The sequence below is a fragment of the Pseudomonas syringae genome, from assembly GCF_000737245.1.
Lineage (GTDB): Bacteria > Pseudomonadota > Gammaproteobacteria > Pseudomonadales > Pseudomonadaceae > Aquipseudomonas > Aquipseudomonas syringae_J.
Map to the genome: position 1 here is coordinate 24,467 of NZ_JPQU01000025.1, position 16,645 is coordinate 41,111.

Consider the following 16,645-nt stretch of genomic DNA (forward strand, 5'->3'; position numbering starts at 1 on the left):
CAGCTATCAGGTCCATCGCATACAGCCTTATCGCGGGCAAGCACCGCACAAGAGTGATCTCAATAGTGGCGTGACGACGTGGGACCGGCTTTAGCCGGGAAGAGGCCAGTACATCCATGCGATATTTATCGTCTGAAATGCCGCCTTCCCGGCTAAAGCCGGTCCCACGTCACATCCGCTTGCGAGCAAACATAGAATTTCCCACAGGATCCTCGCAACCCAACAGATCCAAACAGTTGAAAAACCCTGAAATAAACTCCCTCTTCCCGCTTGCGCGGTGCCTGCGCGCTCTCTAACGTAGCGCCCTTTATATGTCATCCCCTGCAGGAGCTTCGCCATGGCCTCGCCAGCCCGTTTCAGAGTCGTACCCCGGTTCGGTGCTGTTGCCGCCACGGTGGGTTTGCTGAGCCTTGCCGGCTGCCAGATCAGCGGGGGCGATACCGATACCCTGTTACCGACTTCCGGCACCGTTGCCGTGAAGGGCCTGGCGCAGAATGTCTCGCTGCGGCGCAATAATCTGGGCATGCCGCTGATCGAAAGCAGCACCTTCCACGATGCCCTCTTCACCTTGGGCTACGTGCATGCCAGCGACCGGATCACCCAGATGCTGACTATGCGCCTGCTCGCCCAGGGACGTCTGTCGGAAATGGCTGGCCCCAGCGCGCTGGATGTTGACCGGCTGATGCGTTCGGCGATTCTGAAGAAGAGCGCCAGTGAGCTGTACAACGCTTCGAGCCCGCGCCTGCAACGCTTCTTCGAAGTCTATGCCCGTGGCGTCAACGCCTGGATGTTCCGCTATCGCGACAAATTGCCGGCCGATCTGGCCAGCTCCGGCTATCGCCCGGACTACTGGAAGCCGGAAGACTCGGCGTTGATTTTCAGCCTGCTGAACTTCAGTCAGTCGGTGAACCTGCAAGAAGAACTGTCGTCGCTGGTGCTGGCGCAAAAAGTTGGCGTGGACAAACTGGCCTGGCTGATCCCGACTTATCCGGATGAAGAACTGCCGTTCGCCGAGGCGGAAAAACTCAAAGGTCTGAACCTGGGCACGCAAGTCTCTGGGCTGAGCGAGTTGAACAAAGTTGCCCTGCAATTGACCGATCTGAACATGCTCGGCATCGCCGCCTCTAGCAACTGGGCCATCGCCCCGCAACGCAGCCGCACCGGCCGAAGCCTGCTGGCCAGCGACATTCAGCTGCCAGCCGGGCTGAATTCAGCGTGGAGCCTGGTGCAGATCCGCGCACCAAAATACCAAGCATCCGGCGCGACGATCGCGGGCTTGCCTCTGGTATTGAGCGGCTTCAACGGCAAACTGGCCTGGTCCATGGCTTCGGCCATGGGCGACAACCAGGATCTGTTTCTGGAAAAACTCAAGCGCGAAAACAATCGCCTGATGTACTTGGCCGATGGCAAGTGGCTGCCCGCAGTAGCCCATGATGAAACCTTTATCGTCAAAGGCGGCCGCCCGATCCGCGAAGCGGTTTACGCAACCCGTCACGGGCCACTGCTCAACAGCAACCTGGGCTCAGGTCAATTGGGTAACGGTCTGGGCATCGCCCTGCAAAAGCCGGATTTCAAGGACGACAAGAGCCTGGATGCGTTTTTCGATCTGTCCCGCGCACCCAACGTGGAAAAAGCCTTCGACGCCAGCCGCGAGATCCGCGCGGTGACCTTGAACATGGTGTTCGCCGACCCTTCGAATATCGGCTGGCAAGTCACCGGGCGTTTCCCGAATCGTCGCGAAGGCCTGGGTCTGCTGCCGTCGCCGGGCTGGGAAAGCCGCTACGACTGGGACGGGTTCGCCGACTCAATGCTGCACCCGTATGACCAGGATCCTCAGCAAGGCTGGATTGGCACCGCTAACCAGCGCACCTTCCCCAAGGGTTACGGCATGCAACTGTCCAACTCCTGGAAGACTCCGGAGCGCGCCGAGCGTATTGCCGAGCTGGCCAACAGTGGCAAGCAGGACACCCGCAGCGTGATCGCCATGCAATATGACCAGACCACGACTTTTGCCGCCAAGCTGCGCAAGATGTTTGAAGCGCCGGGGATGGTCAAACCCCTGAAGCAAGCGATCGATGCCCTGCCGGAAGCGGAGCGCAACAAGGCCCGTGAGGCTTTTACGCGATTGATGGCGTTTGATGGCAAGTTGCTTGCGACCTCTGCGGATGCCGCTCTGTATGAGCTGTTCCTGCAGGAAAGCGCCAAGCAGACCTTCCTCGACGAACTGGGCCCGGAAACCAGCCCGGCTTGGAAAGCCTTGCAACAGAACGCAGCCTTGTCGTATTCCGCCCAGGCTGACCACTTGCTAGGTCGCGAAGACAGCCCATATTGGGACGATGTGAAAACACCACAGAAAGAAGATAAACCCGCGATACTGGCCCGCAGCCTGGCCGCTGCAATCACTGCCGGTGATAACCAACTGGGCACCGATCACAAAGCCTGGCAATGGGGCAAATTGCATCGTGCGACGACCCAGGGCACCGAGTTTGCGGTTAATGACTTCAACCGCGGCGCAACTGCGATCGGCGGCGACCACAGCACATTGAATATCTCGGCTTTTCCCTGGGGCCAGGGCTTCGACAGCCAGACCGTGCCTAGCCTGCGCATGATCGTTGATTTCGGCCAGACCGAACCGATGCTGGGCATGACCAACATCGGCCAGTCCGGCAACCCGGCCAGCCCGTATTACACCAACAGCATCGAGCCATGGCTCAAGGCCCAATACCAGTCGATCCCGCTGCAAACCCAGAACTACGAACGGGGTTATGGCAGCAAGCGGCTGACGTTGGTGCCGGGCAAGTAAAACCCCGTCAGCACCGGCACAAACCCCCTGTGGGAGCGGTGCTTGCCCGGGATAAGGCTGGACGCGGTTCACTTAGATCCCGTCCAGCCTTATCGCGGGCAAGCACCGCTCCCACAGAAAGTCCACCGCACTGTGCCCCAAGTTCGTCGAACTTCCTCATTCGCGCCGCCTCATAACTAACAAGCCCATCCAATCGGTCATTCCATGGATCTTGTTATCGCGCGCCCCGAAGGTTTGTATTGCCCGCCCGGCGATTTCTATATTGATCCGTGGCGACCGGTCGAGCGCTCGGTAATTACCCACGGCCACGGCGATCATGCGCGCACCGGCAACGAGCACTATCTGGCCGCTGCGCCCGGTGAAGGCATTCTGCGTTCCCGGCTAGGTCAGGACATTAACCTGCAAACCCTCGAGTACGGCGAAACGCTGCTGCACCACGGGGTGAAACTGAGCCTGCACCCTGCGGGCCACGTGCTCGGCTCGGCGCAGGTCAGGCTGGAATACAAAGGCGAAGTCTGGGTCGCCTCCGGGGATTACAAAGTGGAACCGGACGGCACCTGTGCGCCCTTTGAGCCGGTGCGTTGCCACACCTTCATCACTGAATCGACATTCGGCCTGCCGATCTACCAGTGGCAGCCGCAATCTGAAATTTTTGCCGGGATCAACGACTGGTGGCGGGCCAACGCGGCTGTTGGCAAAGCCAGCGTGTTGTTCGCTTATTCGTTCGGCAAGGCGCAACGCATCCTGCACGGCATCGATCCACAGATCGGGCCGATTCTGGTCCATGGTGCAGTTGAGCCGCTGAACCGCGTATACCGCGAGGCCGGGGTGCGAATCCCTGAAACCCTCTATGCCGGTGATTTCAAGAAGACCGACCCGGCCCTGCGTCAGGCCTTGATCCTCGCCCCGCCTTCAGCCGGTGGCAGCAGCTGGATGAAGCGTTTCGGCGAGTTCAGCGATGCGTTCGCCAGCGGCTGGATGATGCTGCGCGGGACCCGCAGGCGGCGTGGCGTGGATCGCGGCTTCGTGCTCTCCGACCACGCGGATTGGCCTGGCCTGCTCTGGGCCATCGAGCAAACCGGGGCTGAACGAGTGATGGTGACTCACGGCTCGGTAGCGGTTCTGGTGCGTTATCTGCGCGAGCGGGGTCTGGACGCTCAGGGCTTCGTGACCGAATACGGCGACGAGGACGATGTTTCAGCCGCCGAGGTACAACCCAGCGATAGCCAACCTGCCCGATCCAGCGAGGGCCAGGCATGAAGGCCTTTGCCGAACTCTACTCCCGGCTCGACGCCACCACCTCCAGCAATGCCAAACTCAGCGCCATGCGCGACTATTTCGCCAGCGTCCCGGCAGAGGACGCCGCTTGGGCGGTGTACTTCCTGTCGGGTGGTCGCCCGCGTCAGCTGGTGCCTACCAAGCTGCTGCGCGAACAGGCCATGACCCTGGGCGATCTGCCGGAATGGCTGTTCGAAGAAAGCTATCAAGCGGTGGGCGACCTGGCGGAGACCCTGTCACTGTTGTTGCCTGAAGCGGTGCACAGTTCCGATCAAGGCCTGGCAGTCTGGATGGAAGAAAAGCTGCTGCCTTTAAGAGGATTGCCACCCGAAGAGCTCGCCGAGCGCCTGCCGACTTTCTGGAGCCAGCTGGACCGCATCAGCCTGATGGTCTGCATCAAATTGATCACCGGCAGTTTTCGCGTCGGCGTCTCCAAACTGCTGGTAACCCGCGCCCTCGCCGCCCTGGCCGACATCGACAGCAAGCGTGTGGCCCAGCGACTTGTCGGCTACACCGACCTCTCCAACCGGCCGACCGCAGAAGGTTTTCAACGGCTGATTGCGCCGGAATCCGAAGATGAGCACGCCCAGCGCGGCGGGCAGCCATACCCGTTCTTTCTTGCCCATGCCTTGCAGCAACCGGTGGATCAGTTCGAAACCCTGCTGGGACCTGTGGATAACTGGCAAGTGGAATGGAAGTGGGACGGTATCCGCGCGCAACTGGTCAAACGCGAGGGGCGGCTGTGGATCTGGTCCCGAGGTGAAGAACTGGTAACTGACCGTTTCCCGGAGTTGCACAGCCTGGTGCAGAACCTCCCGGACGGCACGGTAATCGATGGCGAAATCGTGGTCTGGAAAGCGCCCGAGCCTGCGGCTCCGGAAGGCAAAGCGTTCGAACTCAAGGATCAGGCAACCGATCAGGCTGCACCCTCGGTCCAGCCCTTTGCGCTATTGCAACAGCGCATCGGCCGCAAAACCCTGGGCAAGAAAATCCTCGAAGAAGTGCCGGTGGTACTGCTGGCTTACGACCTGCTGGAATGGCAAGGCCACGACTGGCGCAGCCGACCGCAGCAGGAACGGCGTACGCAACTGGATGCGCTGATCGCGATGTGCCAGAGCCCGGTGCTGCTGCCCTCACCGGTTGTCAGTGGCAACGATTGGCTGGATTTGAGTGAGCAGCGCGAAGCCTCCCGCAGCCTCGGCGTGGAAGGCATGATGCTCAAAGCCAAAGATGCGTTATACGGCGTAGGCCGCACCAAGGACATGGGCGTCTGGTGGAAGTGGAAGGTGGATCCGTTTAGCGTCGATGCGGTATTGATCTACGCGCAGCGCGGTCACGGTCGGCGCGCGAGCCTGTACAGCGATTACACCTTTGCGGTGTGGGACGGCCCGCCGGAAGCCAGCCAGCGTACACTGGTGCCGTTCGCCAAGGCTTACTCCGGCCTGACCGACGAAGAAATGCGCAAAGTCGACGCCATCGTGCGCAAGACCACGGTGGAAAAGTTCGGCCCGGTGAGTAGCGTGACGCCGACCCTGGTTTTCGAATTGGGGTTTGAAGGCATCGCTCTTTCAAAGCGCCACAAGAGCGGGATTGCAGTGCGTTTTCCGCGCATGTTGCGCTGGCGGCAGGATAAGTCAGTGGCCGAAGCCGATAGTTTATCGACGTTGCAGGACCTGTTGGGGTAGGATGCCGCCCTTTTTTGGGGCGATGACTTCGTGCCGCTCCTTATTGGTGCTCAATACTCCGAACCTGTAGGAGCGAGCTTGCTCGCGATTGGATTAGGCAGGCACAGACCCTACAGCTGGCAAGACGCTATCGCGAGCAAGCTCGCTCCTACAGGAAAGCGGCGTGGTCGGTAGCAGTCAGCATTGCGACAACTCCGTACATTTAAAACGCACGTTCGTATCTTTGGTTCGGAAATTGCTATCTTCTGTGGTCTGGCACCCGCCGGTAGCAAGCCTCGCGTGTTCCCAACGCTCAATTTGGTTTTAAGGACTGAACGATGAAAAAAGCATGGCTGACCCTTTCTGCATTGGCTGTTTGTCTCGCAGCTGGCAATGCAATGGCCAAGGAATACAAGGAACTGCGCTTCGGCGTCGATCCTTCTTATGCACCTTTTGAATCAAAGGCCGCTGACGGCAGCCTGGTTGGCTTCGACATCGACTTGGGCAACGCAATCTGCGCCGAGCTGAAAGTTAAATGCAAATGGGTCGAAAGCGATTTCGACGGCATGATTCCTGGCCTGAAAGCCAAGAAATTCGACGGTGTGATCTCGTCGATGACCGTTACCCCGGCCCGTGAAAAAGCCATCGACTTCTCCAACGAGCTGTTCTCCGGCCCGACTTCTCTGGTGTTCAAGAAAGGTGCAGGCCTGACCGCTGATCCGGCCAGTCTGAAAGGCAAGACCGTTGGCTACGAGCAAGGCACTATCCAGGAAGCCTACGCCAAGGCCGTACTGGACAAGGCTGGGGTTAAAACCCAGGCCTACGCCAACCAGGATCAGGTTTACGCTGACCTGACTTCCGGCCGTCTGGATGCTTCCATTCAGGACATGCTGCAAGCCGAACTGGGCTTCCTGAAGTCGCCACAAGGCGCCGGCTACGAAGTCAGCGAGCCTGTAGACAGCGAACTGTTACCGTCGAAAACCGCGATCGGTATCGCGAAAGGTAACAAAGAGCTCAAGGCACTGTTGGACAAAGGTATCAAAGCGTTACACGACGACGGCAAATATGCCGAGATCCAGAAGAAGCACTTCGGCGATCTGAATCTGTATAGCGGTAAATAACACCCCGACGCCCATGGACTTCGGCGATGATCACGCGCCGATTTCCATGGGCGTTTTGTTTTATTGACCGTCAAAGGCTTTACCCATGTTCGATTCACTGCTGCAAACCCTGGGACTCTCGACCTTCAGCCTCAAAGGCTTCGGCCCGCTTCTGCTCGAAGGCACATGGATGACCATCAAATTATCGCTGCTGTCGCTGCTGGTGAGCATTGTGCTCGGCCTGATCGGCGCCGCGGCAAAACTATCGAGTTCCGCCATCCTGCGGATACCGGCGCAGCTATACACCACGCTGATCCGGGGCGTTCCGGATCTGGTGCTGATGCTGCTGATTTTTTACAGCCTGCAAACCTGGCTGAGCCAGCTGACCGACGCCATGGATTGGGACTACATCGAAATCGATGCCTTCAGTGCCGGGGTGGTGACTCTGGGTTTTATTTACGGGGCTTATTTCACCGAAACCTTCCGTGGGGCGATTCTCTCTGTGCCACGCGGCCAGGTAGAAGCCGCCACCGCCTATGGCCTTAATCGTGGCCAGCGGTTTCGCTACGTGGTGTTCCCACAGATGATGCGCTTCGCCCTGCCCGGCATCGGCAATAATTGGCAAGTGCTGCTCAAGGCCACCGCCCTGGTGTCGATCATCGGCCTCGCCGATCTGGTCAAGGCCGCGCAGGACGCCGGTAAAAGCACCTACCAACTGTTTTACTTCCTGGTACTAGCCGCCTTGATCTACCTGCTGATCACCAGCGCATCCAACTTCGCGCTGCGTTGGGCCGAACGGCGGTATTCCGCAGGCAGCCGGGAGGCTCAACGATGATCGAACTGTTACAGGAATACTGGCGCCCCTTCCTTTATAGCGACGGCGTAAACATCACCGGTCTGGCGATGACCATGTGGCTGCTCAGCGCCTCGATCGGCATTGGGTTTCTGGTCTCGATCCCGCTGTCCATCGCTCGGGTATCCAGGAAGTTCTGGGTACGCTGGCCGGTGCAGTTCTACACCTACCTGTTTCGTGGCACGCCGCTCTATATCCAGTTGCTGATCTGCTACACCGGCATTTACAGCCTGGCAGCAGTTCGGGCAGAGCCGCTGCTTGATGCGTTCTTTCGGGATGCAATGAACTGCACGATCCTGGCGTTCGCCCTGAACACCTGCGCCTACACCACGGAAATCTTCGCCGGTGCCATTCGCAGCATGAACCACGGTGAAGTCGAGGCAGCCAAGGCTTACGGGCTGACCGGCTGGAAACTCTACACCTACGTGATCATGCCGTCGGCATTGCGCCGTTCGCTGCCGTTCTACAGCAACGAAGTGATCCTGATGCTGCATTCGACCACGGTGGCCTTTACTGCAACCGTGCCGGACATTCTCAAGGTGGCCCGGGACGCCAACTCGGCAACCTTCATGACTTTCCAGTCGTTCGGCATCGCAGCCATCATTTATCTGTGCGTCACATTCATACTGGTAGGCCTGTTCCGTCTTGCCGAACGCCGCTGGCTGGCCTTTCTCGGCCCGACCCACTAGGACCTGTCTATGCGTCACGACATTCACGATCTGATTGCACCGGTGCCCGGCACCGCCCGGCAGATCCATAGTTTTCACTACGGTCCAGAAGACGGTGCCTGCAAAATCTACGTCCAGGCCTCGCTGCATGCCGACGAGTTGCCGGGGATGCTGGTCGCCTGGCACCTCAAGCAGCGCCTGAGCGAACTGGAAAAGGCCGGCCTGCTGCTGGGCGAAATCGTTGTAGTGCCGGTCGCCAACCCCATCGGGCTGGAACAGGTGCTGATGGACACCCCACTCGGCCGCTATGAGATGGAGAGCGGGCAGAACTTTAATCGCTGGTTCGTCGACCTCAGCACTGAAGTCGGTGACGCCGTTGAACATCAGCTCAACGACGATGCACAGCACAACGTCCAGCTGATCCGTCACGCCCTGCGCTCGGCGTTGCAAACGCAGCCTGCCGGTACTCAGTTGCAATCCCTGCGCCTGACGCTGCAACGACTGGCCTGCGACGCGGACATGGTGCTGGACCTGCATTGCGACTTCGAATCAGTGGAGCATCTGTACACCACGCCCGAAGCCTGGCCGCAGGTGGAATTGCTCTCTCGTTATCTCGGTGCCCAGGCCAGCATGTTGGCGACCGATTCTGGCGGCCAGTCATTCGATGAATGCTTCACCCTGGTCTGGTGGCAATTGCAGCAACGCTTCGGTGATCAGTTTGCGATTCCCATGGGCAGTTTCTCCGTGACCCTGGAGCTGCGCGGTCAGGGCGATGTCTGCCACGCGCTGGCCAGCCGCGACTGCCAGGCGTTGATCAATTACCTGATCGCCTACGGCGCCATTGGCGGCGAAGTGGCTGCCGCGCCACAATTGCTTTACCCGGCAACACCGCTGGCGGCGGTCGAACCGGTCACCACGCCAGTCGGCGGCCTGCTGGTGTTCTGCACCCAACCTGGTGAATACGTCGAGGCCGGGCAACTGATCGCGGAAATCATTGATCCCATCAGCGATGCGGTAACCTCGGTCCATACCACCCACGCCGGTCTGCTCTATGCGCGCTCGTTGCGACGCATGGCGACCGCCGGCATGGCCATCGCTCACGTCGCAGGCACCGAAGCCTATCGCAGCGGCTATCTACTTTCTCCTTAAGGACTGCCTGTCATGTACAAATTGACCATCGATGGCCTGCATAAAAGCTACGGCGATAACAAAGTGCTAAAAGGCGTTTCGCTCAAGGCCAGCAGCGGCGATGTCATCTGCCTGATCGGCGCCAGCGGCTCGGGCAAAAGCACCTTCTTGCGTTGCATCAACTTCCTTGAACAACCCGACGACGGCGCCATGAGCCTGGACGGCCAGCAAGTGCGCATGGTCAGTGACTCGGGTGGCATGCGTGTCGCGGACGCGAGTGAGCTGCAGAGCATCCGCACACGACTGGCCATGGTGTTCCAGCACTTCAACCTGTGGGCACACATGACCGTGCTGGAAAACATCACCATGGCCCCGCGTCGGGTACTGGGCGTCTCAAAAGTGGAAGCCGAAGCACGCGCCCGCAAGTACCTGGACAAGGTCGGCCTGCCCGATCGCGTCGCTGATCAATACCCGGCATTCCTTTCTGGCGGCCAGCAGCAGCGCGTAGCTATTGCTCGCGCCCTGGCCATGGAACCGGAAATCATGCTGTTCGACGAGCCTACGTCGGCCCTTGATCCGGAGCTGGTCGGTGAAGTATTGAAAGTGATCCAAGGCCTGGCCGAAGAAGGCCGGACCATGATCATGGTCACCCACGAAATGAGCTTCGCCCGCAAAGTCGCCAACCAGATCGTGTTCCTGCACCAGGGCCAGATCGAAGAAGCCGGCCACCCGGATGAAGTGCTGGACAACCCGAAGAGCGAGCGTCTGCAGCAGTTTTTGAGTGGGAATTTGAAGTAAAACCACATGGGAGATTCTATGTTTGCTCGCAAGCAGATGTGACGACGTGGGAACGGCTTTAGCCGGGAAGGCGGCATTTCAGACCATAAATATCGGGTGGATGTACTGGCCTCTTCCCGGCTAAAGCCGGTCCCACATCGTCACATCCATTTGTGCAAACATAGAATCTTCCACAGGTGGCATCATCAACCTTCAGTAAAACTAATCCCCCACCACCGCTGTCTCTGAAATACCCCCTTTCAGAGCACACCGCAGCGCATGAGCAGACCCAAAGACTTCGCTCAGCAATGGTTTTCGGCACGCAGCTGGAAGCCTTTCGCTTTTCAGAAAGAGGTCTGGGCCGCCGTCAAGCAAGGACAATCCGGCCTGCTGCATGCCAGCACCGGCTCGGGGAAAACCTATGCGGTGTGGTTTGCGGCGCTTAACCGCTTCGCTCAAGCCAGCACACCATCCCCTGAAGAAAAACCACGCAAACGCAAAGCACCCGCAGCACCGCTGAGCGTCTTGTGGATCACGCCAATGCGCGCTCTGGCCGCCGACACCGCACGGGCGCTGGAAGCGCCGCTGGGGGATCTGAACATCCCCTGGACCGTAGGCCTGCGCACGGGCGACACCAGCAGCAGCGAACGCGCCAAACAGGGCCGACGCCTGCCCACCACGCTGATCACCACCCCCGAAAGCCTGACGCTGTTACAAACCCGAGCAGACGCCATGAGCACCTTTTCGAGCCTGAAAATGGTGGTGGTGGACGAATGGCATGAGCTGATCGGCAATAAGCGCGGCGTCCAGCTTCAACTCGCACTGGCCCGTTTGCGTCAGTGGAATCCGCAACTGATCGTGTGGGGCGTTTCCGCAACCCTCGGCAATCAGCAGCACGCGCAGCAGGTCCTGCTCGGCGACGGCGGGATCAGCGTGCAAGGCAAAGTCAGTAAAGAGCTGTTGGTCGATACCCTTTTACCACCCGCTATCGAACGCTTTCCCTGGGCCGGGCACATGGGCTTGCGCATGCTGCCGCAGGTACTGGCAGAAGTGGAAAGCAGCACCAGTTGTCTGCTGTTTACAAATACCCGTGCGCAGTCGGAAATCTGGTATCAGGCATTACTGGAAGCGCGACCTGACTGGGCGGGCCTGATAGCGCTGCATCATGGCTCCCTGGCGCGCGAAGTACGGGACTGGGTCGAACGAGCGCTCAAGGAGGGTCAGCTCAAGGCCGTGGTCTGCACGTCGAGCCTGGACCTGGGCGTGGATTTCCTGCCCGTGGAGCGAGTGTTGCAAATCGGCTCACCCAAAGGCGTGGCACGGCTGATGCAGCGTGCCGGTCGCTCCGGCCACGCCCCTGGTCGCCCCTCGCGGGTCACGCTGGTGCCGACCCACAGTCTGGAGTTGGTAGAAGCTGCTGCGGCCCATGACGCAGTGGCTGCAAGAATGATCGAACCTCGGCAATCGCCCCACAAACCTCTTGATGTGCTGGTCCAGCATTTGGTCAGCATGGCGTTGGGTGGCGGCTTCGACCCGGACCAACTGCTGATCGAGGTTCGCAGCGCCTGGGCCTATCGCGACCTGACCGAAGAAGAATGGCTGTGGGCATTGGCATTCGTGCGCCACGGCGGCCACTCGCTGACGGCCTACCCGGATTACCGTCGGGTGGAACCCGACGAGCAGGGTATCTGGCGTGTTCCGGATGCGCGCCTGGCCCGGCGACATCGCATGAGCATTGGCACCATCGTCAGCGACGCCAGTATCAACGTTAAATACTGGAAGAAAGGCGGCGGTGGCGGTTCACTGGGCAGCGTCGAAGAAGGCTTTATCGCCCGACTCAAACCCGGTGATGGTTTTTTATTTGGCGGGCGATTGCTGGAATTGGTCCGGGTCGAAAACATGACCGCCTATGTCAAACGCGCCACCACGAAAAAGGCAGCCGTCCCCCGCTGGAATGGCGGGCGGATGCCACTCTCCAATGAGCTTGCCGATGCGGTGGTGACCAAATTCGATGCGGCGGCTCGGGGAGAATTCCATAGCCCGGAAATGCAGGCAGTGAAACCTTTGCTGGAAATCCAGCGGCAATGGTCCGCCCTGCCCCGGCAACAGACGCTATTGGCTGAGGCCCTCAAATCCAGGGAAGGCTGGCATTTATTCCTGTACCCCTTTGCTGGCCGCCATGTTCACTTGGGGCTGGCGAGTTTGCTGGCCTGGCGCCTGAGCCGTCACGAACCGCTGACTTTCTCGATTGCCGTCAACGATTATGGCTTCGAGCTGCTCAGCGCCACCGAGGTGGACTGGAGCACGCACTTGAGTGCCGAACTGTTCAGCGAAGATCATCTACTGGCAGATATCATGGCCAGCCTCAACGCTGGCGAGCTGGCCCTGCGGCGCTTCCGGGAAATCGCCCGGATTGCCGGGCTGGTGTTCTCGGGCTATCCCGGCGCGCCGAAAAGCAACCGCCAGCTCCAGGCTTCCAGCGGCCTGTTCTTTGAAGTGTTTAAACAATACGACGCCGGTAACCTGCTGCTGACCCAGGCGCAGGAAGAAGTTCTGCGTCAGGAGCTGGATGTGGCAAGGCTGGAGCAAACGTTGCAACGCATCAATCAACGCAGCCTTGATCTGCACCTCATCAAACGCGCCACTCCCATGGCCTTTCCATTACTGGTTGAACGCATGCGCGAAAGCCTGAGCTCTGAAAAACTAGCCGACCGTATCGCCCGAATGGTGCGTGATCTGGAAAAAGCCGCCGGACCAGAAGCCACATGAGCCCTCACCTCTCCATCACCCTCGCCGGCGCTGAACTCTGGCTGTTGGCAGACAAAGCCGTCTATTACCCCGAATATCGTGCGCTGTTGATTGCTGATGTGCATTTCGGCAAGGCTGCTGCGTATCGCAAGCTCGGGCAGCCAGTGCCCCACGGTACGACGCAGAACAATCTAGAGCGCCTGGATGAATTGCTGGGGCGCTACCCATGCGACAGGTTGATCTTTCTCGGTGACTTCCTGCACGCGCCAGAGTCCCGAGCCCCCGCTACGCTCGAGGCTCTTGCTCAATGGCGCTCCAGGCACCGGGAACTTGAAATGACCCTGATTCGCGGCAATCACGATAAGCGGGCTGGCGACCCTCCGCCTGCGCTAAGGATCGAAACGGTCCCCGAACCCTTGCTGCTGGGACCTTTTGCTCTGCAACACGAACCTGATCCGCACGCCACTCACCATGTATTGGCCGGGCATGTACATCCGGTCTACCGACTGCGTGGACGCGGTCGGCAGTCGCTGCGTCTGGCCTGTTTTTACTTTCGAGGAAGCATGAGCCTGCTGCCCGCATTCGGCGCGTTCACCGGCGGATTCAATATCGAAGCGACTCAAGACAGCAAGATATTCGTGGTGGGAGACGGGACGATCTGGGAGGCAAGCTGAAACGGTTCAACGGAGCAAGATCGATTCATATCCATGATTAAGGGCGTAACGTAAAACACTGACCCATGGCGAAGCTGGCCAATAGATGCGCCAGCAACTCATGAGTTGAATTCATGCAACAGGAGCGGGAGGTGGCTCGTCTGGAAGGGTTGGCTCACCGGGTTCAGTCGGCTGTGGGTAACTTGGGCTGTCCGGATCAGGCTGTCCGGGGATGCCGCCGCCAACCATATTTAGCTGTGGTTGGGCGAGTAACGACCAGGCTAACAAACCAACATGATTCTCTCGCGGGTCAGGCCCTTCGGCGCTGGCATTCGATTGCATCTTCATAAAGGCACTCCTGAGCGTTGGCCCCCTCCCACATCGGGTGAGAAGGAGCGGTTCAGTCAATAGAGTGCCGAAATGAGGACTAATTCAATTTCGCCGTGATCAACGGTCACAAATATCTGATCAATCACGCACGAGGCAGGGTCACGCCGCGCTGGCCCTGATATTTGCCGCCACGATCCTTATAGGAAATTTCGCATTCCTCGTCGGACTCCAGGAACAGCATCTGCGCCACGCCTTCATTGGCGTAGATCTTCGCCGGCAGGGTCGTGGTGTTGGAGAATTCCAACGTCACGTGACCTTCCCATTCCGGCTCGAGAGGGGTCACGTTGACGATGATCCCGCAGCGAGCATAAGTGCTTTTTCCCAAACAGATGGTCAGGACATTACGCGGAATACGGAAGTATTCGACGGTGCGGGCCAGGGCAAACGAGTTCGGCGGGATGATGCAAACGTCGCTTTTAACGTCGACGAAGCTCTTCTCATCGAAATTTTTCGGGTCGACCGTGGCGGAATTGATGTTGGTGAAAACCTTGAATTCATCCGCGCAGCGCACATCGTAGCCATAGCTGGAGACGCCGTAGGAGATCAGCCGGTCAGCGCCTTCGCCACGCATCTGGCGCTCGACGAAAGGCTCGATCATGCCGTGCTCTTGCGCCATGCGGCGAATCCACTTGTCCGATTTGATGCTCATGGCAATGTCCTGATAACGAGGTGAAAAAATATGTCCGGCATCTTACCGGGCGCAGGCGCTGGGTTCAAAGGCTGTACGAGGGGTGTCGACAGATGCTTTGCACGCTAATGGAAATAATCCTCATCAGAGTGTTGGCACGTTACAAAAAAAGCGTTAAGGTGGCGTCACTGTGTTGCTTGTGTCACTGAGAATCTCTACACGATGTTGAATTTCGATCCAACCATCTCCAAGAATTTTTCCTGCTCTTTGCACTCAGTCTCGGCCAGGGTTCTTCCTGAGTCGCAGTTAACTTTGTCCAAGGAGATACACCATGTCTAATCGCCAAACTGGTACCGTTAAGTGGTTCAACGATGAAAAAGGCTTCGGCTTCATCACTCCACAATCCGGTGACGACCTGTTCGTACACTTCAAAGCTATCCAATCCGACGGCTTCAAAAGCCTGAAAGAAGGCCAACAGGTTTCTTTCATCGCTACCCGCGGTCAGAAAGGCATGCAAGCTGAAGAAGTTCAAGTTATCTAACTTGTACTTATTCGCTTAAAAAGAACCCCGCTTCGGCGGGGTTTTTTTATGCCTGTGAGAAAAGCGCTGACCGACTTGCTTGTGGTGCTGATACCCCGCTGTGGCGCCGCATACAGGGAACCTGTGGGAGCGAATTCATTCGCGAAACCGCCAGCACAGACGACAGATAGATATCGGTTGTGCCGGACTCTTCGCGAATGAATTCGCTCCCACGGAATCACGCTTTCACGTCATACCTTAATCGTCGCTTACAGAAATACTCGGCATCGCAGGACTCACTGCCTCCTGCAACACGATCCGGGCACCCACGTGGCGCGCCAGCTCCTGGTAGACCATCGCAATCTGGCTTTCCGGCTCTGCAATGGCCGTAGGCTTGCCCGCGTCGGCCTGCTCGCGAATCAGCATCGACAACGGCAACGACGCCAGCAGCTCAACGTCGTACTGCGCCGCCAGCTTCTCCCCGCCACCTTCGCCGAACAGATGCTCTGCATGGCCGCAGTTGGAGCAGATATGCACAGCCATGTTCTCCACAACGCCCAGTACCGGAATGTTGACCTTGCGGAACATTTCGACGCCCTTGCGCGCATCCAGCAGCGCCAGATCCTGCGGAGTAGTGACGATGACAGCACCGGCGACCGGCACCTTCTGCGCCAGCGTCAGCTGAATATCACCGGTACCCGGCGGCATATCGATGACCAGATAATCCAGGTCATTCCACGCTGTCTGTGTAATCAATTGCAATAACGCCCCGGACACCATCGGTCCACGCCAGACCATGGGCGTGTTGTCGTCGGTCAGAAACGCCATGGACATGACTTCAACGCCATGGGATTCGATTGGCACGAACCACTTCTGGTCCTTGATCTTCGGCCGCGTCCCCTCAGGGATTCCAAACATAACGCCCTGACTCGGGCCATAAATGTCTGCGTCGAGAATACCGACTCGCGCACCCTCACGCGCCAGGGCCAGAGCCAGGTTGGCTGCGGTAGTGGATTTACCTACGCCACCTTTGCCGGACGCTACCGCCACAATATTTTTCACATTGGCCAGCCCAGGGATTTGCCCCTGAGCCTTGTGCGCCTCGATCACACAGCGGATATCGACTTTGGCCGATACCACGCCATTGAGACCTTCAATAGCAATCTGCAGCATTTGCGCCCAACCGCTTTTGAACAACCCGGCGGCATAGCCCAGCTCAAGCTGGACACTGACACGCTCACCCTCGATTTCGATAGCGCGAACACAACCGGCGGTCACCGGGTCTTGATTCAGATAAGGATCGGTATATTGGCGAAGGACGGCTTCCACCGCTGCGCGATTAACAGCGCTCATGGGCTACTCCCGAATAAAGACAGACTAAAACAGGCGGCTATCCTAACTCTTCTGCAGGGACCGGGGCATGGTTTCGCTGGAA

Annotated in this window: 14 protein-coding genes; 11 read left to right on the forward strand and 3 right to left on the reverse strand. The window is 58.7% G+C overall.

Going from position 1 to position 16,645, the window contains the following annotated elements; translation table 11 throughout:
* The first annotated feature begins 337 nt into the window (after nt 1-337).
* The 10 genes from IV01_RS16940 (at nt 338) to pdeM (ending at nt 13,693) form a co-directional block, all read left to right on the forward strand.
* On the forward strand, nt 338-2,803 hold the full coding sequence (locus IV01_RS16940) for a penicillin acylase family protein (RefSeq protein WP_032627502.1): 2,466 nt from the start codon (nt 338-340) through the stop codon (nt 2,801-2,803).
* 204 nt (nt 2,804-3,007) lie between these two features.
* On the forward strand, nt 3,008-4,063 hold the full coding sequence (locus IV01_RS16935) for a ligase-associated DNA damage response exonuclease (protein ID WP_032627503.1): 1,056 nt from the start codon (nt 3,008-3,010) through the stop codon (nt 4,061-4,063).
* A complete protein-coding gene (locus IV01_RS16930) occupies nt 4,060-5,766 on the forward strand; it encodes an ATP-dependent DNA ligase (protein WP_032627504.1) in 1,707 nt (568 codons plus the stop codon). The genes IV01_RS16935 and IV01_RS16930 overlap by 4 nt, the downstream gene beginning before the upstream one ends.
* A 317-nt stretch (nt 5,767-6,083) precedes the next feature.
* The gene (locus tag IV01_RS16925) at nt 6,084-6,866 is read left to right on the forward strand and encodes a transporter substrate-binding domain-containing protein (protein WP_032627505.1); all 783 of its coding nucleotides are present in this window, start codon (nt 6,084-6,086) and stop codon (nt 6,864-6,866) included.
* 85 nt (nt 6,867-6,951) lie between these two features.
* On the forward strand, nt 6,952-7,680 hold the full coding sequence (locus tag IV01_RS16920; RefSeq protein ID WP_032627506.1) for an ABC transporter permease: 729 nt from the start codon (nt 6,952-6,954) through the stop codon (nt 7,678-7,680).
* A complete protein-coding gene (locus IV01_RS16915; protein ID WP_032627507.1) occupies nt 7,677-8,387 on the forward strand; it encodes an ABC transporter permease in 711 nt (236 codons plus the stop codon). The genes IV01_RS16920 and IV01_RS16915 overlap by 4 nt, the downstream gene beginning before the upstream one ends.
* 9 nt (nt 8,388-8,396) lie before the next feature.
* Nucleotides 8,397-9,515 carry a succinylglutamate desuccinylase/aspartoacylase family protein gene (locus tag IV01_RS16910; protein ID WP_032627508.1) on the forward strand — a complete coding sequence of 373 codons (1,119 nt, stop codon included), beginning with the start codon at nt 8,397-8,399 and terminating at the stop codon, nt 9,513-9,515.
* A 12-nt stretch (nt 9,516-9,527) separates the two neighbouring features.
* The gene (locus IV01_RS16905; protein ID WP_032627509.1) at nt 9,528-10,292 is read left to right on the forward strand and encodes an ABC transporter ATP-binding protein; all 765 of its coding nucleotides are present in this window, start codon (nt 9,528-9,530) and stop codon (nt 10,290-10,292) included.
* Nucleotides 10,293-10,550: 258 nt separating this feature from the next.
* Nucleotides 10,551-13,040: a ligase-associated DNA damage response DEXH box helicase gene (locus IV01_RS16900; protein WP_032627510.1), complete on the forward strand. Its 2,490-nt coding sequence runs from the start codon at nt 10,551-10,553 to the stop codon at nt 13,038-13,040.
* Nucleotides 13,037-13,693: a ligase-associated DNA damage response endonuclease PdeM gene (gene pdeM / locus IV01_RS16895; RefSeq protein WP_032627511.1), complete on the forward strand. Its 657-nt coding sequence runs from the start codon at nt 13,037-13,039 to the stop codon at nt 13,691-13,693. The genes IV01_RS16900 and pdeM overlap by 4 nt, the downstream gene beginning before the upstream one ends.
* Nucleotides 13,694-13,804: 111 nt before the next feature.
* Here pdeM and IV01_RS16890 read toward each other — a convergent pair whose 3' ends face one another.
* Entirely contained in the window at nt 13,805-14,020 is a 216-nt protein-coding gene (locus tag IV01_RS16890; protein WP_032627512.1) for a hypothetical protein, read from the reverse strand.
* Nucleotides 14,021-14,144: 124 nt separating this feature from the next.
* A complete protein-coding gene (gene dcd, locus IV01_RS16885) occupies nt 14,145-14,711 on the reverse strand; it encodes a dCTP deaminase (protein WP_032627513.1) in 567 nt (188 codons plus the stop codon).
* 310 nt (nt 14,712-15,021) lie between these two features.
* Here dcd and IV01_RS16880 point away from each other — a divergent pair, with 310 nt between their 5' ends.
* Nucleotides 15,022-15,231: a cold-shock protein gene (locus tag IV01_RS16880; RefSeq protein WP_002554837.1), complete on the forward strand. Its 210-nt coding sequence runs from the start codon at nt 15,022-15,024 to the stop codon at nt 15,229-15,231.
* A gap of 237 nt (nt 15,232-15,468) precedes the next feature.
* On the opposite strand, the gene apbC is transcribed toward IV01_RS16880, so the two are convergent.
* Nucleotides 15,469-16,563: an iron-sulfur cluster carrier protein ApbC gene (apbC, locus tag IV01_RS16875; RefSeq protein WP_032627514.1), complete on the reverse strand. Its 1,095-nt coding sequence runs from the start codon at nt 16,561-16,563 to the stop codon at nt 15,469-15,471.
* Nucleotides 16,564-16,645: the final 82 nt, after the last annotated feature.

Coding starts and splice junctions, on each gene's coding strand:
- IV01_RS16940 (WP_032627502.1), top strand. CDS start 338: ATGGCCTCGCCAGCCCGTTTCAGAGTCGTACCCCGGTTCGGTGCTGTT.
- IV01_RS16935 (WP_032627503.1), top strand. CDS start 3,008: ATGGATCTTGTTATCGCGCGCCCCGAAGGTTTGTATTGCCCGCCCGGC.
- IV01_RS16930 (WP_032627504.1), top strand. CDS start 4,060: ATGAAGGCCTTTGCCGAACTCTACTCCCGGCTCGACGCCACCACCTCC.
- IV01_RS16925 (WP_032627505.1), top strand. CDS start 6,084: ATGAAAAAAGCATGGCTGACCCTTTCTGCATTGGCTGTTTGTCTCGCA.
- IV01_RS16920 (WP_032627506.1), top strand. CDS start 6,952: ATGTTCGATTCACTGCTGCAAACCCTGGGACTCTCGACCTTCAGCCTC.
- IV01_RS16915 (WP_032627507.1), top strand. CDS start 7,677: ATGATCGAACTGTTACAGGAATACTGGCGCCCCTTCCTTTATAGCGAC.
- IV01_RS16910 (WP_032627508.1), top strand. CDS start 8,397: ATGCGTCACGACATTCACGATCTGATTGCACCGGTGCCCGGCACCGCC.
- IV01_RS16905 (WP_032627509.1), top strand. CDS start 9,528: ATGTACAAATTGACCATCGATGGCCTGCATAAAAGCTACGGCGATAAC.
- IV01_RS16900 (WP_032627510.1), top strand. CDS start 10,551: ATGAGCAGACCCAAAGACTTCGCTCAGCAATGGTTTTCGGCACGCAGC.
- pdeM (WP_032627511.1), top strand. CDS start 13,037: ATGAGCCCTCACCTCTCCATCACCCTCGCCGGCGCTGAACTCTGGCTG.
- IV01_RS16890 (WP_032627512.1), bottom strand. CDS start 14,020: ATGAAGATGCAATCGAATGCCAGCGCCGAAGGGCCTGACCCGCGAGAG.
- dcd (WP_032627513.1), bottom strand. CDS start 14,711: ATGAGCATCAAATCGGACAAGTGGATTCGCCGCATGGCGCAAGAGCAC.
- IV01_RS16880 (WP_002554837.1), top strand. CDS start 15,022: ATGTCTAATCGCCAAACTGGTACCGTTAAGTGGTTCAACGATGAAAAA.
- apbC (WP_032627514.1), bottom strand. CDS start 16,563: ATGAGCGCTGTTAATCGCGCAGCGGTGGAAGCCGTCCTTCGCCAATAT.